At 64.9% G+C, this 23,318-nt stretch carries 24 protein-coding genes and 1 tRNA gene; 4 read left to right on the top strand and 21 right to left on the bottom strand.

Annotated elements, in window-relative coordinates; genetic code table 11:
- Positions 1 to 99 precede the first annotated feature (99 nt).
- The 14 genes from KTJ89_RS12105 to smc form a co-directional block, all read right to left on the bottom strand.
- The gene (locus KTJ89_RS12105; RefSeq protein WP_025777313.1) at positions 100 to 417 is read right to left on the bottom strand and encodes a DUF2469 domain-containing protein; all 318 of its coding nucleotides are present in this window, start codon (positions 415 to 417) and stop codon (positions 100 to 102) included.
- Complete coding sequence (gene rnhB / locus KTJ89_RS12100; RefSeq protein ID WP_259357900.1) at positions 414 to 1,226, bottom strand: ribonuclease HII; 813 nt, start codon at positions 1,224 to 1,226, stop codon at positions 414 to 416. Before rnhB ends, KTJ89_RS12105 begins: the two co-directional genes overlap by 4 nt.
- Entirely contained in the window at positions 1,226 to 1,933 is a 708-nt protein-coding gene (gene lepB / locus KTJ89_RS12095; protein ID WP_172171301.1) for a signal peptidase I, read from the bottom strand. The genes rnhB and lepB (KTJ89_RS12095) overlap by 1 nt, the downstream gene beginning before the upstream one ends.
- Positions 1,934 to 2,039: 106 nt before the next feature.
- Positions 2,040 to 2,663, bottom strand: coding sequence for a signal peptidase I (lepB, locus tag KTJ89_RS12090; protein ID WP_259357899.1), 624 nt, complete (start codon positions 2,661 to 2,663; stop codon positions 2,040 to 2,042).
- A 31-nt stretch (positions 2,664 to 2,694) separates the two neighbouring features.
- The gene (gene rplS, locus KTJ89_RS12085) at positions 2,695 to 3,036 is read right to left on the bottom strand and encodes a 50S ribosomal protein L19 (protein WP_025777317.1); all 342 of its coding nucleotides are present in this window, start codon (positions 3,034 to 3,036) and stop codon (positions 2,695 to 2,697) included.
- A gap of 173 nt (positions 3,037 to 3,209) precedes the next feature.
- Complete coding sequence (gene trmD / locus KTJ89_RS12080) at positions 3,210 to 4,028, bottom strand: tRNA (guanosine(37)-N1)-methyltransferase TrmD (RefSeq protein WP_259357933.1); 819 nt, start codon at positions 4,026 to 4,028, stop codon at positions 3,210 to 3,212.
- A gap of 119 nt (positions 4,029 to 4,147) precedes the next feature.
- Entirely contained in the window at positions 4,148 to 4,648 is a 501-nt protein-coding gene (gene rimM / locus KTJ89_RS12075; protein ID WP_139468810.1) for a ribosome maturation factor RimM, read from the bottom strand.
- Between the two features lie 180 nt (positions 4,649 to 4,828).
- Positions 4,829 to 5,059 carry an RNA-binding protein gene (locus KTJ89_RS12070; RefSeq protein ID WP_039210974.1) on the bottom strand — a complete coding sequence of 77 codons (231 nt, stop codon included), beginning with the start codon at positions 5,057 to 5,059 and terminating at the stop codon, positions 4,829 to 4,831.
- A gap of 1 nt (position 5,060) precedes the next feature.
- Entirely contained in the window at positions 5,061 to 5,504 is a 444-nt protein-coding gene (rpsP, locus tag KTJ89_RS12065) for a 30S ribosomal protein S16 (protein WP_139468811.1), read from the bottom strand.
- Positions 5,505 to 5,661: 157 nt separating this feature from the next.
- Positions 5,662 to 7,272, bottom strand: coding sequence for a signal recognition particle protein (gene ffh, locus KTJ89_RS12060; protein ID WP_172171299.1), 1,611 nt, complete (start codon positions 7,270 to 7,272; stop codon positions 5,662 to 5,664).
- Positions 7,273 to 7,660: 388 nt separating this feature from the next.
- A complete protein-coding gene (locus KTJ89_RS12055) occupies positions 7,661 to 8,881 on the bottom strand; it encodes an ammonium transporter (protein WP_259357898.1) in 1,221 nt (406 codons plus the stop codon).
- A 174-nt stretch (positions 8,882 to 9,055) separates the two neighbouring features.
- Positions 9,056 to 10,198 carry a signal recognition particle-docking protein FtsY gene (ftsY, locus tag KTJ89_RS12050; protein WP_172171297.1) on the bottom strand — a complete coding sequence of 381 codons (1,143 nt, stop codon included), beginning with the start codon at positions 10,196 to 10,198 and terminating at the stop codon, positions 9,056 to 9,058.
- Positions 10,199 to 10,358: 160 nt separating this feature from the next.
- On the bottom strand, positions 10,359 to 10,760 hold the full coding sequence (locus KTJ89_RS12045) for a hypothetical protein (protein ID WP_025777325.1): 402 nt from the start codon (positions 10,758 to 10,760) through the stop codon (positions 10,359 to 10,361).
- 238 nt (positions 10,761 to 10,998) lie between these two features.
- A complete protein-coding gene (smc, locus tag KTJ89_RS12040) occupies positions 10,999 to 14,538 on the bottom strand; it encodes a chromosome segregation protein SMC (protein WP_259357897.1) in 3,540 nt (1,179 codons plus the stop codon).
- An 87-nt stretch (positions 14,539 to 14,625) separates the two neighbouring features.
- Here smc and KTJ89_RS12035 point away from each other — a divergent pair.
- The 4 genes from KTJ89_RS12035 to KTJ89_RS12020 all read left to right on the top strand — a co-directional run bounded on the left by KTJ89_RS12035 (position 14,626) and on the right by KTJ89_RS12020 (position 18,262).
- A tRNA-Asn gene (locus tag KTJ89_RS12035) sits at positions 14,626 to 14,698 on the top strand.
- 283 nt (positions 14,699 to 14,981) lie between these two features.
- Positions 14,982 to 16,766: a BCCT family transporter gene (locus tag KTJ89_RS12030; RefSeq protein WP_259357896.1), complete on the top strand. Its 1,785-nt coding sequence runs from the start codon at positions 14,982 to 14,984 to the stop codon at positions 16,764 to 16,766.
- Positions 16,767 to 16,855: 89 nt separating this feature from the next.
- The gene (locus tag KTJ89_RS12025; protein ID WP_259357895.1) at positions 16,856 to 17,329 is read left to right on the top strand and encodes a hypothetical protein; all 474 of its coding nucleotides are present in this window, start codon (positions 16,856 to 16,858) and stop codon (positions 17,327 to 17,329) included.
- Positions 17,330 to 17,401: 72 nt separating this feature from the next.
- Positions 17,402 to 18,262, top strand: a complete 861-nt coding sequence (locus KTJ89_RS12020; protein WP_259357894.1) for a CorA family divalent cation transporter — start codon at positions 17,402 to 17,404, stop codon at positions 18,260 to 18,262.
- 21 nt (positions 18,263 to 18,283) lie between these two features.
- On the opposite strand, the gene KTJ89_RS12015 is transcribed toward KTJ89_RS12020, so the two are convergent.
- The 7 genes from KTJ89_RS12015 to coaD form a co-directional block, all read right to left on the bottom strand.
- Positions 18,284 to 18,679 (bottom strand): DoxX family protein, encoded by a 396-nt coding sequence (locus KTJ89_RS12015; RefSeq protein WP_172171289.1) that lies wholly within the window; start codon positions 18,677 to 18,679, stop codon positions 18,284 to 18,286.
- Positions 18,680 to 18,992: 313 nt separating this feature from the next.
- Entirely contained in the window at positions 18,993 to 19,931 is a 939-nt protein-coding gene (gene mutM, locus KTJ89_RS12010) for a bifunctional DNA-formamidopyrimidine glycosylase/DNA-(apurinic or apyrimidinic site) lyase (RefSeq protein WP_259357893.1), read from the bottom strand.
- 61 nt (positions 19,932 to 19,992) lie between these two features.
- A complete protein-coding gene (rnc, locus tag KTJ89_RS12005; RefSeq protein ID WP_025777329.1) occupies positions 19,993 to 20,697 on the bottom strand; it encodes a ribonuclease III in 705 nt (234 codons plus the stop codon).
- A gap of 4 nt (positions 20,698 to 20,701) precedes the next feature.
- Positions 20,702 to 20,905 carry a 50S ribosomal protein L32 gene (gene rpmF, locus KTJ89_RS12000; RefSeq protein ID WP_025777330.1) on the bottom strand — a complete coding sequence of 68 codons (204 nt, stop codon included), beginning with the start codon at positions 20,903 to 20,905 and terminating at the stop codon, positions 20,702 to 20,704.
- A gap of 2 nt (positions 20,906 to 20,907) precedes the next feature.
- Positions 20,908 to 21,471: a YceD family protein gene (locus KTJ89_RS11995; RefSeq protein WP_259357892.1), complete on the bottom strand. Its 564-nt coding sequence runs from the start codon at positions 21,469 to 21,471 to the stop codon at positions 20,908 to 20,910.
- Between the two features lie 74 nt (positions 21,472 to 21,545).
- The gene (locus tag KTJ89_RS11990) at positions 21,546 to 22,736 is read right to left on the bottom strand and encodes an MFS transporter (protein ID WP_259357891.1); all 1,191 of its coding nucleotides are present in this window, start codon (positions 22,734 to 22,736) and stop codon (positions 21,546 to 21,548) included.
- Positions 22,737 to 22,739: 3 nt separating this feature from the next.
- Positions 22,740 to 23,258, bottom strand: coding sequence for a pantetheine-phosphate adenylyltransferase (gene coaD / locus KTJ89_RS11985; protein WP_259357890.1), 519 nt, complete (start codon positions 23,256 to 23,258; stop codon positions 22,740 to 22,742).
- Positions 23,259 to 23,318 lie beyond the last annotated feature (60 nt).

The raw sequence follows: 23,318 nt of genomic DNA, 5'->3' as shown, positions 1-23,318 counted from the left end.
CATCCACAGGCCGAGGACGGTCGAGTCAGTGCCTCGTCCACAGCAATCGGTGCATGGGTGAGTGAGCCCAGGGTTCGCCGGTGGCCCCGGCGCCCCGTCTCAGCCGCGGATCGCCGTCGGCGGTTCGAGATCGGACTTCGCGATCTCTTCGATATTGACGTCCTTGAACGTCAGCACGTGCACAGTCTTGATGAACCGTGCCGACCTGTAGCTGTCCCACACCCACGCGTCGCGCAGGGTGAGTTCGAAGTACACGTCGCCGGCATCGTTGTGAGCCTTGAGGTCGACGTGGTTGGCGAGGTAGAACCGGCGCTCGGTCTCGACGACATAGGCGAAGAGACCGACGACGTCCCGGTATTCCTTGTACAGCGCAAGCTCGAGTTGTGCTTCGTAGTCGTCAAGATCATCGGCGCTCATAACAGGCCCTCCTTCGCTCCTGAGTCCGCGGTCAGGCGGAAGCTTCTCCGGTGGTGGATGCTGGGTCCGAGTTCGGTGATGCCCTGTCGGTGCTTCACCGTCCCGTATCCCACGTTCGATTCCCAACCATAGTGCGGATGGGCCTCCGCGAGTGCGATCATCGTCTCGTCGCGTGCCACTTTCGCCACGATGCTCGCCGCCGCGATAGCCGGAACGGAGCCGTCCCCCTTGATCACGGTGCGCACAGGCGGCAGTTCGAGGTCGACACAGTCACCGAATGTCCCCAGGCAATCGAGGGTGAGTGGGGCCGAAAGCCAATCGTGTCGACCGTCGAGGAGCACCATCGTCCGGCCCGGGAATTCCCTCGCCGAGGCGGCCGTTCCGTTGACATCGGCACCTCCCGAACCGTTCCTTTCGGAACCGCCCGAACCGTGCCTGTCGGAACGAGCGTCCGCCCATTCGCGCAGCATCGAGATCATGGCGCGACGTCCGGCGAGGTTGAGCGCCATCGTCATCCCCACCTCGTCGAGCTCGGCCGGCGTCGACGATCCCACCTCCGCGGCGGTCGCCCACGACCGCACGCGGTCGGTGGCCTCCTGCCTCGACTGCGCGCTCAACTGCTTCGAATCATGGATGCCGGCGGGCACCTCTGCGGCGGTGAGAATGCGCAGATCGAACAGGGCGACACCGACGCTGACGGGCCCGGCCAGGGCACCACGGCCCACCTCGTCGACGCCGATGACGTAGTCGAATCCCTCGCTCAGCAGCTCCCGTTCGACGCTGAGGTCGGTCAGTCCACGTGCGGCCATCAGTTCCCGCTGAGTCCCTCGGCGGTGTCCGGTACGTCCGCGAAGACCTTGTCGGGTGTCGAAACCCAGCTGAAGTGCTTGAACGGCCAGTTGATGAGGAACACGGTGCCGACGACGTCGTCTTCGGCCACGAAGGGGTCGGTGTCCATGTGGTAGCGCGAGTCGGCGGAGTTGCTGCGGTTGTCGCCCATCACCCAGTAATGGCCTTCGGGCACTGTGACTTCGAATTCGACCTCCGAGGGAGCGGTGCCCTCATCGAGATAGGTTTCGTCGATCGGTTCGCCGTTGACCAGCAGGCGTCCCTCGGCGTCACAGCATCTGATCGTGTCGCCGCCGACGCCGATGACCCGTTTGATCAGCTGATTGCCCGAGTCCGCGGGAGCCAAGCCGATGAATTCGAGGACCGGGTTGGGCGTGTATTCGGCGGTCTCGGCGGCCGAGAGCCAATGGTCCGGGTCGTCGAAGACGATGATGTCGCCGCGGTCGGCGGGTCCGAAGCGGTGAGCCAGCTGGTTGACGAGCACCCGGTCATCGACCTGGAGAGTGGTCATCATGGATTCGGACGGGATGTAGAACGAACGGACGACCCACGTCTTCAGGGCCGTCGAGATGAGCAGGGCGACGACGATGATCGCCAGGGTCTCCAGCAGACCGCGCGCGAACCGTTTCGAGGCGGGCGGCGGGGAAGCTTCGGATTCGCTTGTCATTCGTTCGCTTTCACATCGGACCAGGACTGCGGCTGTGGACTGAACCGAGCGTATCAGCACGACTCTCGCCGCACACTCAGCCGCAGTGCAGTTGCGGTGTGTGCGCTCAGTCGATCGAGGAGCCGTGCCCGATCACGGGGCCGATGATCCGGTCGGTGGGGATGAATCCCCCACCGGGCCGTCCCAGCAGCGACCTGGAGTCGGCGGAGTCGTTGCGATTGTCGCCCATCACCCACATGGTGCCCTCGGGGACTTCGATGGAGAATTCCACCGACGAGGCGGGGGACGGCGCATAGTCCTCGGTCAGAGGCTTGCCGTTGAGCAGCAGACGACCCTTCGCGTCGCAGCATTCGAGGCTGTCACCGCCGACGGCGATGACGCGTTTGACGTAGTAGACGTCCCGAGGGCCGAGTCCGACCCAGGAACCGATCTTCTGCAGAGGAGTGGGCAGCGCATCGTCGACGAATGATCCGCGGCCGTCGAAGACGACGATGTCTCCGCGTTGGAGGTCTCCACGCAGGGCGTCCGGGCGCCACACCGTGATCGAATCATCGACCTTGAGCGTCGGCTCCATCGAGGCGCTCGGAATGGTGAAGCGCTGGATGACGAATCCGCGGATCGATCCGCCGAGCACGATGATGACGACGACGATCGCCACGATCGCCTTCCAGAACCGTGCCGAAGACAGAAGACGCGACCCGAAGGTCGCGTCTTCATGTCTGTTCGGCACCGTGTGATCATCGCCCACAGTGCCGGGCAAATCAGGCCTTTTCGCGGATGCGAGCAGCCTTGCCGCGCAGTTCGCGCAGGTAGTACAGCTTCGCACGGCGCACAGCGCCGCGGGTGAGCACCTCGATCTTGTCGACGTTGGGCGAGTGCACCGGGAAGGTACGCTCCACACCGACGCCGAAGCTGATCTTACGGACGGTGAAGGTCTCGCGAACGCCGTCGCCCTGGCGACGGATGACGATTCCCTTGAAGACCTGGATACGCGAGCGCGAACCTTCGATCACCTTGACGTGAACGTTGAGGGTGTCGCCCGGACGGAATTCGGGAACGTCAGACTTCAGCGAGGCTGCATCTACAACATCGAGCTTCTGCATTGTGGTTTCTCCTGTGGCCTCTGCTTCAGGTCGAGGACACGCATATCGGACCGGTGTTCCGGTAACTGGATCGTCTGTCGGGATCTCTCCCCGTCGACCCGCCGAATCGATGCGACGGGCCACCGTGGGCACTCATCCCCCTGAAGCAGGTGAGTGCCAACAAACGCGACGCTCTATTCTGTCACGGTTGAGCGCTCAGACTCAAACCGCTCGAGCGCGGCCAGGTCGTCCTTGCTCAGGTCATCGAGCTTCTCGAGCAGATCCGGTCTGACATCCGCGGTGCGTTCGAGACGTCGGTCACGTCGCCACCTGGCGATCGCAGCGTGGTTGCCGCTGAGCAGGATCTCGGGCACTTCGCGACCCCGCCAGTTCGCCGGCTTCGTATAGATCGGGTATTCGAGCAGTCCGTCTTCGTGGCTTTCCTCGGTCAGCGACTCGGGGTTTCCGATGACGCCGGGGATGAGGCGGGTGACCGCTTCGATCATCACCATCGAGGCGACTTCACCGCCGTTGAGGACGTAGTCGCCGATGCTCATGGGCAGCAAGTCGAAGTGCTCCCCGGCCCAATCGATGACGCGCTGGTCGATTCCTTCGTAGCGTCCGCAGGCGAAGACCAGATGCTCACGGGTGGCGAGATCCTCGGCGATACGCTGATCGAATACCTGCCCGGCAGGGCTGGGCACGATGAGCGTCGGCTTGCCTCCTACAGCCGGACCGGCGGTCCGAGCGCCGTCCGCACCTTCACCCTTCGCAGCGCTGCCGCGACCTGCCAGGATGTGCTCGAGAGCCAGCGCCCAGGGTTCGGCTTTCATGACCATTCCCGCTCCCCCACCGTAGGGCGAGTCATCGACGGTGTTGTGCCGGTCGAAGGTGAAGTCCCGCAGGTCGTGGACGCCGAGGCTCAGCTGTCCGCGGTCGACGGCCTTGCCGATGAGCGAGAGCTGCAGTCCGGCGAGGTATTCGGGGAAGATCGACACGACGTCGATCGACATCTGCGGTCCGACCGCCTCGGCGCGGGTCGCACCCTGGGTCACCGGGTCCGTTCCGGTCGCCTCGGCGGGGGTGTCGGTGCCATTCATCGGGGACGATTCGGGCTTCGGGGATGGTTCGCTCATTCGGCGTCGAAGAGGCCGGCGGGCGGGGTGACGGTGACGCGGCCCGAGTCGATGTCGACATCGGGCACGATCTCGGTGACGAAGGGGATGAGCACAACGTGACCGGCGGTGTGCTTCATGTGGAGCAGATCCTGGGCGGTCCCGTTCGTGACGTCGACGATCTCGCCGACGAGCGCGTCGTTCTCATAGACCTTGAGGCCGATGAGGTCGTCGAGGTACCAGGCGTCGGTTTCGTCTTCGTCCTCATCCGCCTCGGCGAGGATGAGGGTGTTGCGGATCTCCTCGGCGCGGTTGCGGTCGGGGACTTCATCGAAGGCCAGGAGCAGGCGATCGCGGTGCCACCTCGCCGACTTCAGCGTCAGCTCTCCGATATCGGGATCCGTGGCGAAGGTCGCCCCTGGATTGAGCCGGTCCTCGGGTCGGTCGGTGCGCACCTCGACGGTGAACTCGCCCTTGATTCCGTGCGGCTTGCCCAGCCGGGCGATCACCGTGTCCATACTGCTCCTCGAGGTCTGCTGTCGCTGTCTGTTCGGCCGGCCCTGCACTGCGGTGACTGCGCTTCTGCGGTCGTACGGCGGGCCGCCCTGTTCAGGCACCAGTGTAGTCGGCGACGGTTAAGTGAATGCACGAGAGGGGATGCAGCGCATGTGCTCTGCATCCCCTCTCGGATGTTGGAATTACGCCTCGATGAGGTCCACTCGCACCGACTCACGGCCGGCCAGCGAGTTCATCACGGTGCGCAGGGCCTTGGCGGTCCTGCCTGCACGGCCGATGACCCGGCCGAGGTCTTCGGGGTGAACCCGGACCTCGAGGGTCGTGCCGCGCTGCGAAGAACGCGAACGGACGGAGACGTCGTCGGGATGATCGACGATTCCGCGGACCAGATGTTCGAGCGAATCAGGCAACATCTCAGGCTTCAGCGCTTTCTTCAGCGGCCTCAGGTGCGGCTTCGGCGGCTTCCTCGGCCGGAGCCTCGGCAGCTTCAGCGGACTTGCCGCCCTTCTGCGTGATGGCTTCCTTGATCACCGATTCGGCGTTGGGTGCCACGTAGGCTTCCTTCTCCGGCTGCGGCTTCACGGTGTTGACCGCTTCGCCTTCGCCGGTGAACTTCTGCCAGTCGCCGGTGAGCTTGAGCAGAGCCTTGACCTGGTCGCTCGGCTGTGCGCCGACGCCGAGCCAGTACTGTGCTCGCTCGGAATCGATCTCGATGACCGAAGGCTCACGGGTCGGGTGGTAGATGCCGATCTGTTCGATGGCCTTACCGTCACGACGGGTCTTCGAGTCAGCGACGACGACGCGGTAGAAGGGTGCACGGATCTTGCCCATGCGGGTCAGACGAATTTTGACTGCCACTTTAGTGGTGTCTCCTTTTGTGTTCTGTGTGCACAGCTGTACCAGAAGAATCGTGGGGTTGATCTGCTGGAAGCCGCGGCTCGGACTATCACTTCGGCGCGGATGAGAGGGCCCGGACCGAGAGCAAAAGTACAAGAGTCAATTGTGCCAGAAGGCTCTACTTCTTGCCACCTGGGAAGATTCCGCCGAAGCCCTTGGGCAGGTTCGCCGGATCGAATTCCTCGTCCTTGCCCAGATCGACTCCGCCGAAGGCCGAGCCGACCGGGTCCTGGGTCTTGCCCGCCTTCTTGTCCGCCAGCGCCTGCGCCTCCTGCGCGCGCTTGGCCGGGTTGCCCGACTGACCGCCCTTGCGGCCCTTCTTCTTCCCTGCGGGTTTCTTCTTCTTACCACCGGCGGCACCAGGCATTCCGCCCATTCCGGGCATCTGCGGCATACCTCCGCCACCGGGCATTCCGGGCATTCCGCCGCCGCGGGTCATCGACCGCATCATCTTCTGCGCCTGGGTGAAGCGCTCCATGAGCTGGTTGACCGCGGTGACCGTGGTGCCGGCGCCTTTGGCGATGCGGGCACGGCGGGAGCCGTTGAGGATCTTCGGGTTGGAGCGCTCCTGGGGTGTCATCGATCTCACAATCGCTTCGACCCGGTCGACCTCACGCTCGTCGAAGTTCGCCAGCTGTTCCTTGTACTGGCTCATGCCGGGCATCATGCCCAGCATCTTCTTCATCGAGCCCATCTTCTTCAGGCCCGCCATCTGCGTGAGGAAGTCGTTGAGGTCGAAGTCCTCGCCGGATTCGACCTTCTTCTTGAGCTTCTCGGTCTCTTTTTCGTCGAAGTTCTTCTCGGCCTGCTCGATGAGCGTCATGATGTCGCCCATGTCGAGGATCCGGTCGGCCATCCGGTCCGGATGGAACTGCTCGAAGTCCTTCATCGATTCGCCCGTGGAGGCGAACATGATCGGCTTTCCGGTCACCTCGGCGACGGACAGCGCGGCACCACCGCGGGAGTCACCGTCGAGCTTCGAGAGCACGACGCCGGTGAAGTCGACGCCGTCGAGGAACGCCTCGGCGGTCTTCACCGCGTCCTGACCGATCATCGCGTCGATGACGAAGAGGACCTCGTCGGGGTTGACCGCGCTGCGGATGTCCGCGGCCTGCTGCATGAGCTCCTCGTCGATGCCGAGGCGCCCGGCCGTATCGACGATGACGACGTCGTGGAGTTTGGACTTCGCGACCTCGATCGAGTCGGTGGCGACCTGGATCGGATCGCCGACACCGTTGCCCGGTTCCGGGGCGTAGACCACGGCACCGGCACGTTCGCCGACGATCTGGAGCTGGTTGACGGCGTTGGGGCGCTGCAGGTCGGCCGCGACGAGCATCGGCCGGTGGCCCTCGGACTTCAGCCAGTGCGCGAGCTTTCCCGCCAAGGTGGTCTTACCTGCACCCTGGAGGCCGGCGAGCATGATGACCGTCGGCGGCCGCTTGGCGAAGTTGAGTCGACGGGTCTGACCGCCGAGGATGCCGACGAGTTCGTCGTTGACGATCTTGACGACCTGCTGGCCGGGATTGAGTGCGCCCGAGACCTCCTCGGACAGGGCGCGTTCACGGATCCGGCCGGTGAAGGCACGCACGACAGGCAGGGCGACATCGGCGTCGAGCAGGGCACGTCTGATCTCACGGATGGTGGCATCGACGTCGGCTTCGGACAGCCGGCCCTTCCCGCGCAGATTCTTGAAAGTCGCGGTGAGCCTGTCGGACAGAGAGTTAAACACGTACAAGCCTTCTTCACGATGGTTTGGTCGACTCTCTAGACTAGCAACTCACCCGGGTCCGGCTGAAACCGTGCATGCTGGCAAACCCCCGTGAGCCCCGGTGAGCTCCTCCCCGAGGCGGCCTGTCTTCTGACGCCGCCTCGCTGAGGATGCCCTTCTCGCCGCCATCACCCGGCGAGCGTCCCAGTACGCCACTCGCGAGGCATCCCTCACCGCTAGTGCTTCACCCGACATTTCCTCGCAAAACACGCTGGCAGTCGCAAACCCACTCGTTGCACCAAGGCGGATTGCGAGGAGCGGTGAGGGATGCTGCACGCCGCAGAGGTGATGGCCGAAATTCAGCCGGCCGCGGCCGGCGACCGGGGAAGCCGGCGCCGGCGGCCGTGGATCACCGGAAGGAGTAGGCCTGCTCCGCGTGCTCGTAGGTGTCGATGCCCTCGAGCTCCTCGCGCGGGTCGATCCGCAGCCCCATCGTCCGCCGCAGCACCAGCGAGATGGCCAGCGTGACGAGTCCGGCGAAGACGATGGCCACGAGGCAGGCGAGCACCTGCGCGATGAGCAGTTCGAGTCCGCCGCCGTAGAAGAGACCGGCCGGTCCGTCCTCGTGCGGGAAGGCGAAGAAGCCGATCATCACGGTGCCGATGATTCCCGCGACCAGGTGGACGGCCACCACGTCGAGCGCATCGTCGTAGCGCAGGCGGTTCTTCGCCTCGACGGCGAAGATCGCTCCCGCTCCTGCGGCGATGCCGATGAGCACGGCGGCATAGGGATCGACGTTGGCGCACGCCGGGGTGATGGCGACGAGGCCGGCGATCGCACCCGAGACGCTGCCGATGCTGGACGGCCGCGAGGCCCGCAGACGTTCGATCATGATCCAGGTGATCATGCCGGCTGCCGGTGCGGCCAGGGTGTTGATCCAGATGAGTCCGCCCTGTTCGATCGTCGAGGCGGCACCGCCGTTGAAGCCGAACCAACCGAACCACAGCAGGGCCGCACCGAGCACGGTGATCGGGATGTTGTGCGGCTTGTGCGGGGTCGAGAAGCGGGCCCGGCGCCCCATGACGACGACGAGGACGAGTGCGGAGATGCCGGCATTGATATGAACGACGGTGCCGCCGGCGAAGTCGATGGCGGGCCCGAACAGGCTGCCGATCGCTCCGGATTCGCTGAGCAGTCCGTCGCCCCAGACCATGAACGCCAGCGGGCAGTACACGAGCGTCACCCAAGCGGCCGAGAAGACCAGCCAGGTGGAGAATTTCGCTCGGTCGGCGACGGCACCGGCGATGAGTGCGATCGCGATCATCGCGAACGTCGAACCGTAGCCGATCGAGATCAGCGAGGCGGGGTCGTCGGCGACGGCACCGGTGAGTCCGAGCTGGGACAGCGGATTACCGACGAGCCCGGCGATCGAATCACCCGAGCTCAGGCCGTATCCGTAGAGCACCCAGACGAGCCCACCGACGGCCATTGCGGAGAAGACCATCATCATCATGTTGATCGCCGAGGTGATGCGCGTCATCCCGCCGTAGAAGAACGCCACCCCGGGGGTCATGAGCAGGACCAGCCCTGCCGCGACCATCATCCATACGTTCACTGCATCGAGTTCCATGTCGTCTCTCATCTGTCGAAGCCGGTTCCGGATCGAACCGCGCAGAGACAGTTTCCATGACGCATGTCACAGTGATGATTCGGCTATGTTTCGTGATTATGACAAGCCGGGTCTCACCCAGCATTCACAAGGGTGAGACCCGGCAGAATCCATCCGCAGATTCGGTGCGCGAAATCAGTCGAGCAGCGCGTCGACGAACCCTTCGGCGGTGAACGGCGCCAGGTCGTCCGCGCCTTCGCCGAGGCCGATGAGCTTGACCGGCACCCCGAGTTCACGCTGGACGGCGACGACGATTCCGCCTTTCGCGGTGCCGTCGAGCTTGGTGAGCACGATCCCGGTGATGTCGACCGCCTCGGCGAAGACCTTCGCCTGCTGCATGCCGTTCTGACCGGTGGTCGCGTCGAGGACGAGGAGCACCTCGTCGATCTCGTGGCCCTCCCCCAGCGGTCGGGTGGCCACTCGTTTGACCTTGCCGAGTTCGTCCATGAGTCCGCGTTTGTTCTGCAGACGTCCGGCGGTGTCGATGAGGACGACGTCGGAACCGTCGGCCTGTCCCTTCTCGACGGCCGAGTAGGCCACCGAGGCGGGATCGGCACCTTCTTCCTTGCGCACGGTTTCGACGCCGACACGTTCACCCCATGTGGCCAGCTGTTCGGCCGCGGCGGCGCGGAAGGTGTCCGCGGCACCGAGCAGCACGGACTTGTCCTCAGCGACGAGCACGCGGGCGATCTTGCCCACCGTCGTCGTCTTCCCGGCACCGTTGACCCCGACGACGAGGATGACGGAGGGGTCACCGTCCTTGCCGGTGTCGGCGAGCGAGCGGTCCATCGTCGGATCGACGAGTTTGATGAGCTCTTCGCGCAGCAGCCCGCGGACCTCTTCGGGATCCCGGGTGCCGAGCACCTTGACGCGTTCCCGCAGGCGGTCGACGAGCTCGGTCGTCGGTTCGACGCCGACGTCGGCGAGGATGAGCGTATCCTCGATCTCCTCCCATGCGGACTCGTCGAGGTTGTCACGGGAGAGGAGGTTGAGCAGTCCGCGTCCGAGCCCGCTGTTCGACTTCGCCAGGCGCTCGCGCAGGCGGACGAGGCGGCTGGCCGGTTCGGTGGGGACCTCGGAACCGCGCGCTTCGGCTTTGTCCTTCTCGACCGCCTCGGCGACGTCATCGATGCTCAGCTCACCGGTGACCTCCGCATCGATGCCGCGCCTGTCATCGAGGCCTTTCTTCCGCGCGTTGACGCGCAGCGAGATGCCCACGCCGACGACGAGAGCGAACACGATCGCCGCGACGATGAGCAAGATGATCGGCTGATCCATGGTTCTTCCGTCCTCCTTTGAGTGCCGCCGTTCGGGCCGCCGGCACTCGAGTTCCCGGACTCTTCCGGTGGTGTCAGTGTGTCGGTGAGCGCGCCGGAATCAGTCGGCGCGGTCTCCGTTGTCGCGGGCCTCGACCGCTCGAGGCCGCATGGGTCTCAGGTCAGGAACCGCGGCTGCCGAAGAGCAGCCCGGCGGTGGTCTTCCACCCTGTTCCCGACTCGGGGATCTTCCAGTGGCGGGTGCGCGGGCGGACCGTGATGAGCGAGGGCGCGGCATGGCGTCGGGGCTGTGGCCGGAGCACATAGGAGTGGTCGCGGATCGCGGTCACCGCCGCCTGTTCCCTGGTCGCCAGGTGCGAGGTGCCGTCATCGTGGCCGAAGAATTCGTGGACTTCGTCGTCGTAGCCGGTCCACTCGGGCGGCAGACGGAATCGCTGCACGTCGGAGGAGTATCGCAGGCGTCCTTCGGCGCGCAGGCCGGGCAGAGCCACGAGAAGGACGACGACGAGTGCCAGGGCGAAGGAGATCGCGAGTCCGACGATGACGACAAGCACCGAATTCATGCCCTCGAGCCACCTCGCAGTACAGCAGCCTCGGCCATGGACGTCCCGCTCCTCACGTTCTTCGAATACCTGTGTCTCGGCCCAAGTCTATAGTCCCCGGCCACGACTATTGTGCTCGCCCGCCGTACGGCAGTTGCAAAATTCCCTGGGACTGTCCTGGGCATCACCGTCAAACGGCCTTGTGCCCCAGCGGCGGGCCTGCCACCTCGGGCGCGCCGGCCGAAGAGCGGACTGCCGATCACGGAATCCGCTGCGATATGACTTTCGACACCCCGTCGCCGTGCATCGTCACTCCGTAGAGGGCATCGGCGATCTCCATCGTCCGCTTCTGGTGGGTGATGACGATGAGCTGCGAGGAGTCCTGCAGCTCCTTGAACACCGTGAGCAGGCGAGAGAGGTTGAGATCGTCGAGGGCCGCTTCGACCTCGTCCATGACGTAGAACGGGCTCGGCCGGGCCTTGAAGATCGCGACCAGCATGGCCACGGCCACCAGCGACCGCTCCCCTCCGGAGAGCAGAGACAGACGTTTGACCTTCTTGCCGGCCGGGCGGGCGTGCACGTCGACGCCGGTGGTGAGCATATCGTTCGGATCGGTCAGGCTCAAGGCGCCCTCACCGCCGGGGAAGAGACGGGAGAAGATGTCCTCGAACTCCCGCGCCGTATCCGCATAGGCTTCGGCGAAGACGCGTTCGACGTGCCGGTCGACCTCCTCGACGAGCTGCATGAGGTCCTTGCGCGAGGATTCGATGTCCGCGATCTGCTTCTCGAGGAACTGATGCCGCTCCTTCAGCGCCTCATACTCCTCGAGCGCGAGCGGATTGACCGTGCCGATGCGCTTGAGCTGCGACGCCGCCTGCTTCTGCCGCTTCTCCACTTCCGCGCGCACATACGGCCGGTCCTCGACGTCCTCCTCGAACGACGGAACGGGCAGATGCGGCCCGAATTCGTCGATGAGGCGGTCGATTCCCAACCCCGTCTCCTCCTCCGATCGGTGCGCGATCTCCTCGAGCCGAAGTCGGAAACGCTCCTTCGCGAGTTCGGCTTCGGCCGCGGCGTCCTTGAGCTTCTGCAGCTGGGTTCGCGTCGATCCCAATTCCTCGCCGAGGCGGCCCTTCTCTTCGCGCAGACCGCCGCGTTCATCGACGAGAACCTGGATCGCCTCACCGAGTTCGGCCACCGTGGAGGTGGCCAGCTCCGCGGCTTCGGCCGCGGTTTCGGCGATGAGCTGCACCGAGGCTGCCGCCCGCTTCTTCTTCGCGATAGTGCGCTGCGTCTGCTCCCGCGCCGCTTCCTCGGCCTTCGCCGCCCGCAGGAGGGAGTCCACCCGGTCGCTGAGGAACCGGGCCCGGTCGGCAGCCGACCGGTGACTGATGCGGGCTTCGACGAGGTCTTCCGAAGCTTGGGCGACCTGTGCGCTGAGTTCATCCCGGGCGGCGGTATCGACGACTTCGTCGACCTCGGCGGCTCCGGCCAGTGCTGCCGCGGCCGATTGAGAGTCCCGTTCGGCGGCGGCGAGGCGGGATTCGAGTTCGGTCGCGTTCTCCTGCGCGCGCTGCAGGCGAGTGCGAGCCACACCGATCTCACCGGTGATGCGCGAGACCTCTTCGGCCGCGGCCATGATCTTCGCATCCGAGGAGTGGAGAGCATCGAGGGCTGCGGCTGATTCCTCACGTGCGGCGGTCAGGCGGGGTTCGAGTTCGGTCAAGGAGGCGTCGAGCTTCCTCGCCCTGTCGTCGAGTTCGGCGATGAGGGAATGGGTGTCCTCGAGCGCGGTCTGTGAGGCCAGCCGTGTGCCCGAGGCGGTGCGGGCCCGGCTGATGCGGGTCGCGGTGAGCACTTCACCGTGGACGGTGACAGCGGTGAGTTCGGGCCGGGCCGCGGTCAGTTCGATTCCGGTGCGCGCATCGGGGACGCAGACGACACCGTGCAGCGCCCGGGCCAGCAGAGCACGCAGTTCGGGGACGTCGCTGTCGACGACATCGGAGAGCCATCGCAGGCCTTCTGACGCAGGCAGCTCCGGCAGAGCGTCAAGGGTGGTCCCACCACCCTTCCCTGCTGCTGGTTCGACTCCGGCGGGAATCGTCAGTGACACGTTCGTGTCCTCTCCGAGGTGGTCGAGCACTGCCAGCGCCGCTGCGCTGTCATCGACGATGACACCGGAGACCGTCGTCGACAGGGCCGCTGCCGCGGCCATTTCGAACCCATGGTCGACACTCAGTCTTTCTGTCACGGCCGTGCGCACTCCCGGCAGGTCCGCATTGACGATGTCTTCGAGGTCGGCTTCCAGGGCGGTGCCCAACGCCAGGGCTTCCGCGCGCGCCTTCGCCGATGACAGTTCGGACGCGACCTGCGCCCGCTGCTCCTGCAGCTCAGTGCGTTCGGTCTCCAGCTTCTCGAGGCTCTCCTGCGCCGCCTCGTACGCGGAGTCGAGTTCGGTCTCACCGGCTTCGACGTCCTCGACACCAGTCTCGGCCGATTCGAGTTCCCTGCTGCGTTCGGCGATGCGGGCGGTGACGGTGTCGATCTCGGCACGGTTGGCTTCGATCCGGGTCTTGAGGTCGGTGATCCGCTCGGCCGCCTGGGTCTGCTTCGACTGTAGCGCCGAGCGGTTCTTCACCGCTTCGGTGATGGCGATCTGTGCGGCCTTGACCTCGTCTTCGGCGGCGCGCAGGGCTTGGGTGAGCTCTTCCTTCCGCTGCTGGCTGGCCTCGAGTGCGTTCGTCTTCTCGGTCACGGCCGCCTCGGCGTCGGTGAGTTCGGAACGGTTGCGTTCGGCCTGGGCGCGCAGCTCTTCGGGTGACTTCGCTTCCCTCTGCCCGAGGCTCGTGACCTCCGAGAGCAGGTGGGAGCGCTTGTCCGCGGCACGTTGGCTCAGTCCTTGGGCGCGCACGACCTGCGTCTGTGTCCGCGATTCGGCGGTGCGTTGGACGTCGAGTTCGCTGTCGAGTTCGGACAGCCGAGCTTCGATCTCCGACAGGCGCGCCTCGGTGCGGGTGCGGCGGTGGTCGAGTTCGGCGATGCGGTCGCTGTGGTCTTCGCCCTCGCTCGTCGAGGCCAGGGAGGACTGCATCCGCACGGCGTCGTCGGCGAGCAGCCTGGCGGTGGCGTCACGCAGCGTCGCCTGCACGGTCGCTGCCTTCGCGGCGGCTTCGGCCTGCCGTCCCAAGGGCCCCAGCTGCCGGTTGAGTTCGGTGCGCAGATCGGTGAGCCGGTCGAGATTCGTCTGCAGTCCGGTGAGTTTGCGGACCGCTTTGTCCTTGCGACGTCGGTGCTTGAGCACCCCGGCGGCCTCTTCGATGAAGCTGCGCCTCTCCAGCGGGTCGGCATGGAGGATCGCGTCGAGGCGGCCCTGACCGACGATGACGTGCATCTCCTTGCCCAGGCCGGAATCGTTGAGCAGCTCTTGGATGTCGAGCAGCCTCGCCGGTGCCCCGTTGACGGCGTATTCGGATCCGCCGGTGCGGAACAGGGTCCGCGAGATGGTCACCTCGGTGTAGTCGACGGGGATGGCTCCGTCGGTGTTGTCGATGGTCAGAGTCACCTCGGCGCGTCCCAGGGCCTGACGTTTCGAGGTTCCGGCGAAGATGACGTCGTCCATCTTTCCGCCGCGCAGATTCTTCGCACCCTGTTCGCCCATCACCCAGGACAGGGCGTCGACGACATTGGACTTGCCCGAGCCGTTGGGTCCGACGACGCAGGTGATTCCCGGCTCGAATCGAAGGGTCGTCGCCGAGGCGAAGGACTTGAATCCCCGCAGTGCCAGGCTTTTGAGATGCATATTGGGCACCAGCATATCCGCAGGCGGCGGCGAGATCCCGAATCTTTTGGTAGAGTTTCTCCTCGTGCGTAGACGACTGCGCCGTTTTCCTCCGTAGCTCAGTTGGCAGAGCATTCGACTGTTAATCGAAGGGTCGCTGGTTCGAGCCCAGCCGGGGGAGCTGGAAGGGGCCCTGTCGTGCGCGGCAGGGCCCCTCACTATTCACCGCACCTGTGTGGCGGTGAAGCACAGCGAAAGGCGACCGATGGTGGTCCGAGATGAGGGAATTCCGACCATCATCGCCCATGGTCTGTCATGATCATGTGTGAGAGGTGTTCGGGTGCACTCGGCTCGGATCCCTTCGGCCACCTGTCCGATGCAGTCCATTCAAGGAAGGAACGCCGAGGCGGCAGCCCGTTCTCATTCGTGTCACCGAGGACCCGCCCCCGATCGGCCCGATCACTATGAGCAGTGAACATACAAAGACTCAGGAGCTCATCGAGCACCTGAAGCATCCGACGACCGCGCTCCGGCCCTTCAAACGTGAGGGTCTGGACAAGGTGGTCTTCTTCGCGGCCGGCATCCTCGCCGTCGCATTCGTCGTCTGGGGCTTCGTCTCTCCCGACAGCCTCGGCAATGTGGCTGGCACGCTGCTGACCGGAGTGATGGACAACTTCGGCTGGCTCTTCGTCATCGCCGCGACGATCTTCACGATCTTCGTCATCGTCGTCGCCGTCAGCCGATTCGGACGGATCCCGCTGGGCAAAGACGATGAGAAGCCGGAGTTCAAGACCTCCTCGTGGATCGCGATGATGTTCGCCACGGGCATGGGCATCGGACTCGTGTTCTCCGCGGTCGGCGAGCCTCTCTTCTTCTACATGTCGCCTCCCCCGAACACCGTCGACGGCTCCACTGCCGAGGCGATGGGCACTTCCATGGGAACGACACTGTTCCACTGGACGCTCTACCCGTGGGCGATGTACGCCATCGTCGGTCTCGGCGTGGCTTACGGTTCGTTCCGTCTGGGACGCTCGCAGCTGTTCTCGTCGATGTTCACCCCGCTGTTCGGCGAACGCGCCGTCAATGGAATCGGCGGCAAGGTCATCAACATCCTCGCGATCCTCGCGACCCTATTCGGTTCGGCCTGCTCGCTGGGCTTGGGCGCCATCCAGATCGGCGGCGGCATCGAGTCCGCAGGCATCATGTCCGAGGTCACTTCACCGGTGCTCGTCATCATCATCGCGATCCTCACGGCCGCATTCGTCGCTTCGGCGGTGTCGGGCGTGGAGAAGGGCATCCAGTGGCTGTCGAACATCAACATGGTGCTCGCCGTCATCGTCGCCCTCATCGTCTTCATCGGCGGTCCGACGCTGTTCATCCTCAACGTCATCCCCTCCTCGGTGGGTGCGTTCATCCAGGATCTGCCGCAGCTGGCTTCACGCACCGCTGCCGACGGGCAGGGTGTCAATGAGTGGCTGTCGTCGTGGACGGTCTTCTACTGGGCATGGTGGGTGTCATGGTCGCCCTTCGTCGGCCTGTTCATCGCGCGCATCTCGCGCGGTCGCACCGTCCGTCAGTTCGTCACCGGCGTGCTCATCGTCCCCTCCGTCGTCTCGACCATCTGGTTCGCGATCTTCGGCGGCGGTGCCATCGGCATCCAGGAACGCGCCGAGCGCGGCGAGGGCACGGTCAAGGCATTGGCGAGCATCGTCGACGGAGAACCGGACATCAACATGGACACGGTTCTGTTCGACCTCCTCGGCGCTCTGCCGCTGCCGAACCTCATCGCGATCATCCTCATGATCGTCACGGTCATCCTCATCGCGATCTTCTTCGTCACCGGTGCGGACTCCGCATCGATCGTCATGGGCACGCTGTCGGCCAACGGCATGCAGGAGCCCGGCAAGGGCCTCGTCATCTTCTGGGGCACCGCGACCGGTGCCGTGGCTGCGGTGATGCTCTTGGCGGGAGGTTCCGATCCCGCCGAGGCGCTCGACGGGCTGAAGAACATCACGATCGTCTCCGCCCTGCCGTTCGTCATCGTCATGCTGCTGCTGTGCGTGGCGGTGTGGAAGGACCTGTCGAAGGATCCGCTCATCATCCAGGAGCAGCTGGCCGCACACGTGCTCGAGACCTCGGTGGCCACCGCGGTCGACGAGTACGACGGCGAGATCTTCGGCCTCGAAACCTCGGAACTCCAGATCGAGGACGAACCGGACGAGGACAAGGACACCTCCACAAAGAACTAACCCCCAATTGCTACCTGACGGCGGCCCAGCTACCTCGCGCGAGGTTGCTGGGCCGCCGTCAGGTGGTTTGAAGGAAAGGACGTCGATAGATGAACAGAGTCATCAGACGCGAGGGGAACATCTCGACATTCATCGGCTGGATGCTCGTCGTCATGGCGATTCTCGCGTTCATCACGGTGATCCTCCTGGCGATCTTCGCCGAACCGGCACTTCTCATCTTCCTCTTCACACCGGTCATCGCGCTCATCGGCGCGTGGGTGAATTTCCACTTAGGAGCCCGCGCCCGGTTGGAGATCACCCCTGAGGAGTTCATCTGGTGCGGCTTCACCGGCAGACCTCATCGGATCGCCTGGCGGGATCTCGACCGCATCCTCCTACCGGTTCCCGGTTCACGCTATCGGCTGGCTGCGGCAGCGCGCCTGCGAGACGGTCGGATCGTCGAAATCGACTCACTGTGGTTATCTCCGACGAACCCCGCGAACATTCTCTCCCCACCTGACCACACCGAGGCGCAACGCGCGCTCATCGACGGCCACAAAGCGTATCTTGCGAGGGCATTCTGACACTGACGTCTTGATACTGTGTTCGCATGCGGCACTGCTGACGACGAGAGACGGAGGGCGAGACTGATGATCGTGATCGACAGCATCGAGGCGCTGCGTGAGCACACAGCCGACACACGCTGCGTTCTCGCCACCCCCGAAGACCGAGAGCTGACGGATGAGGCGGCCAATAGCCTCGACCTGACGGTGCACACCGCACATCCTGGGCCGAGGCGGCCGATGGCTGCGGTCGTCGACGACCAGATCAGCCTCGTGCTGCAGGTCCTCGACGAGGATCGTGCCCACCATGCGCTGCAGCTCCACGCCCGTGAGCGCGGCCTGCTCGTCATCGGTGAGAAGAAGGCCCTGGACTCCATCGCGGGAAAGATTCCTGCCGATGCCGGCGATACGTGGACCGTGCTCGTCGAGCTCATCCTCATCGTGGCGCGCCGCTGCGAAGAGGCACTCGACGAGATCGATGATCGGTGCCAAGAGCTCGAAGCACAGTCCGTGGGCTACGCGTCTTCACCGCGGCGGCGGACGATGGGGAGACTGCGAGCCGAGCTCTTCCGAATCGGTGAGACCCAGGCGGCCCAACAGAGGCTGCTGTCGAACGAGGAAGAACTCGCGCAGAGCCTCGGCGAGGACCATCAGCGGCTGCTCGCCCGTGCTTCAGCGGCGTTCGGGGCGAATCAGTCGATGACCACGCGACTGTATGCGATGCTCGGCGACATCCTCAACGAACAGGACTCCGTCGTGTCCGAACGGCTGACACTCGTGGCGACGATCTTCCTGCCGCTGACCCTGGCGACGGGGTTCTTCGGCATGAACTTCCAGTGGATGCTCGATCGTCTGGGCAGCCTGCCGGCGTTCATCGTCTTCGGCCTCGTCATCCCCGGCCTGCTCACGGTGGCGACCCTCGTCTTCATCCGCCGCTTGACCCGTTCGTCGTGAGTCGGCCCGCGCTCATCGACGTCACATCCCGAACAGCGCCGGAATGGCGATCGGGCCGGCACCGAATGCGGTGATGACCGCGGCCAGCACCAGCAGGAGCAGGTCGTATTCGGGACCGCCCGCCGAGGCCCAGTACTTCGAGTGCCATTTGAAGACGTGCAGGCTCGTCGTGATGAGCATGAGCACGACGACGCCGAGACCGGCCCATTGGGCGAGGACGCCGGTGCCGAATGAGACTGCGGCGGCGAGCTCGGCGATGGCGACGAACCATGCAGTCGGGACGTTGAGCCCATCCGCTTTAGCGAACCGCGGAATATCCTTGGCCTTGACCATGAACTCGCGGACGAAAGCCACCGTCAGAACCGCCCTGACGAGCAGGAGTACGATCCCTGCAGCGATCGTTGGAACCGTGAACATGAGCATTCCTCTCCGCCTGAGCGCCGAGGTGGCGACTTCTCGCCCGAGTCTACGCTTCACTGCGTTGAAGCCAGAGGTCTCGACAGCCTCTCCTGCCCGGCATCCCTCACCCTGAGTTGCATTGCACCGCGCTGCAGCGGTGCATAATGCCGCAGCCGGTGACCGATGGACCGTTGACTGTAGGACTTGCGGCGAAGGCGAGGGACTGCGAGCAACGGTGCGGGACTGCGAGCAAAGGTGCGGGATGCTCTCGGCAGCTGGAGTGCACCGTGCCGGAGACACGGAGGCCGGATCACCCCAGCGTCGTCACCGCCTACCTATACCGCGGGGGCTTCTGGCACACGGGACAGTAGTGGGTTCCGCGTCCGCCGACGGTGATCTTGACGATCTCGGTCCCGCAGCGCACACATTCCTGTCCCCCGCGCCCGTAGACGAGCAGGGCACGATCGAAGTATCCGGATTCGCCGTTGACGTTGACGTAGAGAGCGTCGAAGCTCGTCCCGCCCACGGCCAGGGCATCGCTCATCACCTTCGTCGCGGATTCGAGGACCGCGACGAGGCGGCTCTTCCGTGTCCGCGCGGGTGTCGCCAAAGGGTGGACTCCCGCCCGAAACAGGGCCTCATCTGCATAGATGTTCCCGATTCCGCTGACCAACGTCTGGTCGAGCAACGCTGCCTTGACCGCCGTGCGCTTCCTCGCAAGGTCCGAAACGACCCGTTCCGGATCGAATGCGGGCTCGAGCGGATCCGGGGCGATGTGAATCGCCGAGGCGGGGACGAGCCGTCCGTACCCGTGGACGAGAGGTTGGACGCCGATATGGCCGAAGATCCGTTGGTCGACGAAGCGCAGTTCTCGTGGCTGTCCTCCATCGTCCGAGAGGTGCAGAATCGCCCGTGTGTGGCGGTGGATCTCCTCGCCGTGCGAGTGGATGCGCAGCTGTCCGCTCATGCCCAGATGCACGAGGATGCCGAGTTCGGGCCTCGGCACAGATGAAGCGACCGAGTCCGCAGTGGAGAAATCAGTCCCCTCTCCCAGGCTCAGCCACATGAACTTCCCGCGCCGTTCGGCCCTCAGGATGTGCGCCCCGGTTACGGCCGAAACGAACCCGGAGACCGCGGACGGATCGATGCGCCGCTGGGACGTCGTGCCCAAGATTCGGGGGTCGGCCACCTCGGCGCCGGTGATCGTGGTCCCGGCCGTCCATTCGTCGACGCCGCGACGGACGCTTTCGACCTCGGGAAGCTCAGGCATCAGTGACCCTCGATTCGATCAGGCATGCGCCCGTGAGCGCACAAAGAGACCACGGTGAGGCTCAGCGCCGGTAGTCCGGGTAGATGGTGCGGATGGCTTTGACGGCCACCTCGGCGGCCGCGGCTTCGGCGGCCTTCTTCGAGGATCCGTCGCCGGCGCCCCAGTTGTTCGCCCCGAGCATCGCGGTGGCGGTGAAGACCATCGCATGGTCGGGACCCGCCGAGGTGATCTCGTAGCTCACTGCGCCGAGGTCGAGGTCGGCAGCGGCCTCCTGCAGGGTGGTCTTGAAGTCCATCCCGGCCCCGAGGTTGACCGCGTCGTCGAGCATTCCGTCGATGAGGCGGTGGACGAAGGCAAAGGCCTCTTCGCGTCCGCGGGAGACGAAGGTCGCGCCGATGAGGGCCTCGACCGTGTCGGCGAGGATCGAGTCTTTGTTCCGGCCTCCGGTCAGCTCCTCACCCTTGCCCAGCAGAATGTGCTCGCCGATGCCGTGTCGGCGGGCGATCGACGCGAGGGCACGCGTGTTGACGACGGCCGAACGCATCTTGGCCAGCTGGCCTTCGGGCAGATCCGGGTTGTCGTAGAACAGCGACTCGGTGGCGACGAGGCCCAGAACGGAGTCGCCGAGGAACTCGAGGCGCTCGTTGGTGGGGATGCCACCGGCCTCGAAGGCGAAGGAGCGGTGCGTGAGCGCGAGACGAAAAGTCTCGGGATCAATATCGATCCCGAGACTCTTCTTCAGTGCTGCTGTGGTGTCAGTGTCCACAGTCTCAGACGTCAGCGACCTTGCGGCCCTTGTACTCGAGGTACAGCGGGGTGCCGGCTGCGTCTTCGACGACCTTGGCCTGGTGGGGGCGCGAGTACACAACGCGACCGTTCTCCACAGTCTTGACCAGGTTCGGAGCCTTGGCCTTCCACTGCGAACGACGGTGGCGGGTGTTGCTGCGCGACAATTTACGCTTCGGAACAGCCACGTCTAGCTCTCTTTCTTCTCTTCCAACAGATTCTTCAATGATGCGAACGGCGATTCGGATTCGTCCTCGTCCACCTCGAGGTCCTCCCCCAAGGTGTAGCTGAACTCCTCGCTCTCATCCCGCGAGGGATTGAACGGCAGAGCCATCACGACGGCGTCTCTGATCGCGGGCTCGAGGTCGAGCTGATCCCGGTCGATGACGTAGGAGTCCTCGTCCCCTTCGGCCTGCTCATAGACGTACATCTCCTGGATGTCCACATCTATAGGCAGCTCGATGGGTTCGAGCGTCCTCGCGTCTTCGCCGCGGGCCGTCGCCGAGACTGTGCCCGACACGTAGATCCCCTCCGACACACTCTCGAACATCAGCTCGAGCATCAGTGGTGAACCTTCCGCAACCCCGATCACTTCGATCTTGAGATCCGCTGGAGCCGACAAGGTGGTGTTCACCCGTTCCCACTCACCCGGATGACCGAGCAATCCCATGGATCTGAGATCATAGACGAATTCAGATCTGTTCTTCATGCCCTGTCCTCCTGGTGCGTTTGAGGATGTCGCTCCTGCGTTCACACGCGACTCACCATTCTAATCATTGTCAGCGGCCATTACCAATCGGGTCCGTCCCGCCGCGCAGGTGTTCCTGCTCACCATTTCTCGTGCTGGTTGCGCCAGGTGACGCCGCCGGCCAGGAGGAGCAGTGCGCCGGAGATCGTGAACACGATCCCGGAACCGGCGATGACCGTGAGCGCCGAGGCGGCCGATGGGATCGCGACCTGGCTGAGCCGGTTGCCCGCCAAGCGGATCGACAGCACCGCGGCCCGGTTCGCCGGATCCGAGAGCGTCGACACCCAGGTCATCGTCAGCGGCTGGGTGAGACCGAAGCAGAAGCCCGCGATCGTGAGCAGGATCGCCAGCGTCCACGGTTGGCTGAGCACGGGGATGAGGACCACACAGAGCCCAGCCGCTGCCGAGGCGGTCCACAGCAGGGAGAGATTCCGCCACTTCCGCGTGAGGAAACCGATGAAGAGCCGGGAGATCACCGAGGCGAAGGTCCGTGCCGCGAGCAGCCACGTCACCGTCGTCACCGACAGTCCGTTCTGCTGACCGATGAGCGGCAGATAGGCGGTCATCAGATCCACGGCGGCGAGCGTGGCCATGGAGGCGAAGATCGCGGGCTTCATCCCCCGCACCGACAGCAGAGCCAACGGGGCGATGGCACCTTCGGCCGCCTCGGCGCGGGAGACGTGAGGGGTCCGGCCGCGGAGCATGACGATGACGGCGGCGATGAGGGTCAGCGCGGACAGTGCGGTCATGAACCACAGCGCGTTCGTGATCGCGGTGTCCCCTGAAGTGGCGTCGGCGACCATGCCGGCCAGGGGCAGGCCGATGGTCTGTCCGATCGAGACCCCGAGGGTGAGGTGGCCGAACTTCGCGGTGAGCTTCGAAGCGGGGAAGCTCTGCGGGATGAGCGCCTGGGAGGCGACCGTGGTGAGCAGCTGGCCGAAGCCCAGGCTCATCGTGGCGAGGAGGAGCACGCCGAGGTTGGGAGCGGTGGCCGCGAGCGCGACGGGCAGGATCGACAGAGCGGTGCCGACCCACAGCACCGCCGTGGCGTACCCGCGGTCGACGAGGCGGCCGACGAAGAGCGCGGTGAGCAGCGGGACGAGTGAGTACACCGCGGTCATGAGACCGAGGACGACTCCTGATCCGCCGAGCTCCAGAGTGCGGTAGGAGATGAGGACGCGGACGCCGTTGTACGTCGCGTGCGCGATGACGGTGTGGATGACGAGGCCCGGGAACCAGGCCCTATTGGCAGGATCGGCGGCTGCGCTCATCCCTCAGACGACGCTGTCGTCGTTCGCGGCCGCGGGTCCGCGGCCGCCCAATGCCTCCAGCACCGAGGTGGGGACGAGGCCTTCGATGTTCCCGCCGCCTCCGTGGACTTCCTTGATAAGTGAGGAGGAGACGTGTTCGAACTTCGGGTCACCGGGGACGAAGATCGTTTCGAGTTCGGACAGGTGCTTGTTCATCAGCGCCATCGGCAGTTCGTAGGCGAAGTCGGTGCCCGACCGCAGGCCCTTGACGACGGCGGGGGCGCCGATTCTCGTGCAGTAGTCGACGAGGAGGCCCCCGGAGACGAGGTCGATCGTGATGTTCTGCGCTTCCCGGGTGCGTTTATCTTCGGCCAGGGACCGGCGGATGAGGTCGGCACGGATCTCCGGGTCGAAGCGACCGGATTTCGAAGGATTGTGGACCACTGCCACGACGACCTCTTCGAACATCCGAGAGCTGCGGGCGATGATATCGAGATGACCCATGGTGATCGGGTCATAGGAACCGGGGCAGACGACCTTCATGCCCTCATCGTATCGTCTGCCCCGATCAGAGGCGGGCAGATCCGTGTGACGGACACGTAA

Origin of the sequence: Brevibacterium sediminis (assembly GCF_024895295.1) — a bacterium.
GTDB classification, from domain to species: Bacteria; Actinomycetota; Actinomycetes; order Actinomycetales; family Brevibacteriaceae; genus Brevibacterium; species Brevibacterium sediminis.
The sequence above is the reverse complement of the archived record's forward strand: the minus strand, read 5'-3'. Positions and strand labels throughout refer to the sequence as shown.

Excerpts from the sequence above, each read along its gene's own strand:
- KTJ89_RS12030 (WP_259357896.1), top strand. The coding sequence starts at position 14,982 with ATGAGCAGTGAACATACAAAGACTCAGGAGCTCATCGAGCACCTGAAG.
- rnhB (WP_259357900.1), bottom strand. The coding sequence starts at position 1,226 with ATGGCCGCACGTGGACTGACCGACCTCAGCGTCGAACGGGAGCTGCTG.
- KTJ89_RS11990 (WP_259357891.1), bottom strand. The coding sequence starts at position 22,736 with ATGAGCGCAGCCGCCGATCCTGCCAATAGGGCCTGGTTCCCGGGCCTC.
- rplS (WP_025777317.1), bottom strand. The coding sequence starts at position 3,036 with ATGCAGAAGCTCGATGTTGTAGATGCAGCCTCGCTGAAGTCTGACGTT.
- rimM (WP_139468810.1), bottom strand. The coding sequence starts at position 4,648 with ATGGACACGGTGATCGCCCGGCTGGGCAAGCCGCACGGAATCAAGGGC.
- KTJ89_RS12070 (WP_039210974.1), bottom strand. The coding sequence starts at position 5,059 with ATGTTGCCTGATTCGCTCGAACATCTGGTCCGCGGAATCGTCGATCAT.
- trmD (WP_259357933.1), bottom strand. The coding sequence starts at position 4,028 with ATGTCGATCGACGTCGTGTCGATCTTCCCCGAATACCTCGCCGGACTG.
- KTJ89_RS12025 (WP_259357895.1), top strand. The coding sequence starts at position 16,856 with ATGAACAGAGTCATCAGACGCGAGGGGAACATCTCGACATTCATCGGC.
- coaD (WP_259357890.1), bottom strand. The coding sequence starts at position 23,258 with ATGAAGGTCGTCTGCCCCGGTTCCTATGACCCGATCACCATGGGTCAT.
- KTJ89_RS12045 (WP_025777325.1), bottom strand. The coding sequence starts at position 10,760 with ATGAATTCGGTGCTTGTCGTCATCGTCGGACTCGCGATCTCCTTCGCC.
- lepB (WP_172171301.1), bottom strand. The coding sequence starts at position 1,933 with ATGACAAGCGAATCCGAAGCTTCCCCGCCGCCCGCCTCGAAACGGTTC.
- ftsY (WP_172171297.1), bottom strand. The coding sequence starts at position 10,198 with ATGGATCAGCCGATCATCTTGCTCATCGTCGCGGCGATCGTGTTCGCT.
- KTJ89_RS12015 (WP_172171289.1), bottom strand. The coding sequence starts at position 18,679 with ATGTTCACGGTTCCAACGATCGCTGCAGGGATCGTACTCCTGCTCGTC.
- smc (WP_259357897.1), bottom strand. The coding sequence starts at position 14,538 with ATGCATCTCAAAAGCCTGGCACTGCGGGGATTCAAGTCCTTCGCCTCG.
- KTJ89_RS12055 (WP_259357898.1), bottom strand. The coding sequence starts at position 8,881 with ATGGAACTCGATGCAGTGAACGTATGGATGATGGTCGCGGCAGGGCTG.
- KTJ89_RS12105 (WP_025777313.1), bottom strand. The coding sequence starts at position 417 with ATGAGCGCCGATGATCTTGACGACTACGAAGCACAACTCGAGCTTGCG.
- mutM (WP_259357893.1), bottom strand. The coding sequence starts at position 19,931 with ATGCCTGAGCTTCCCGAGGTCGAAAGCGTCCGTCGCGGCGTCGACGAA.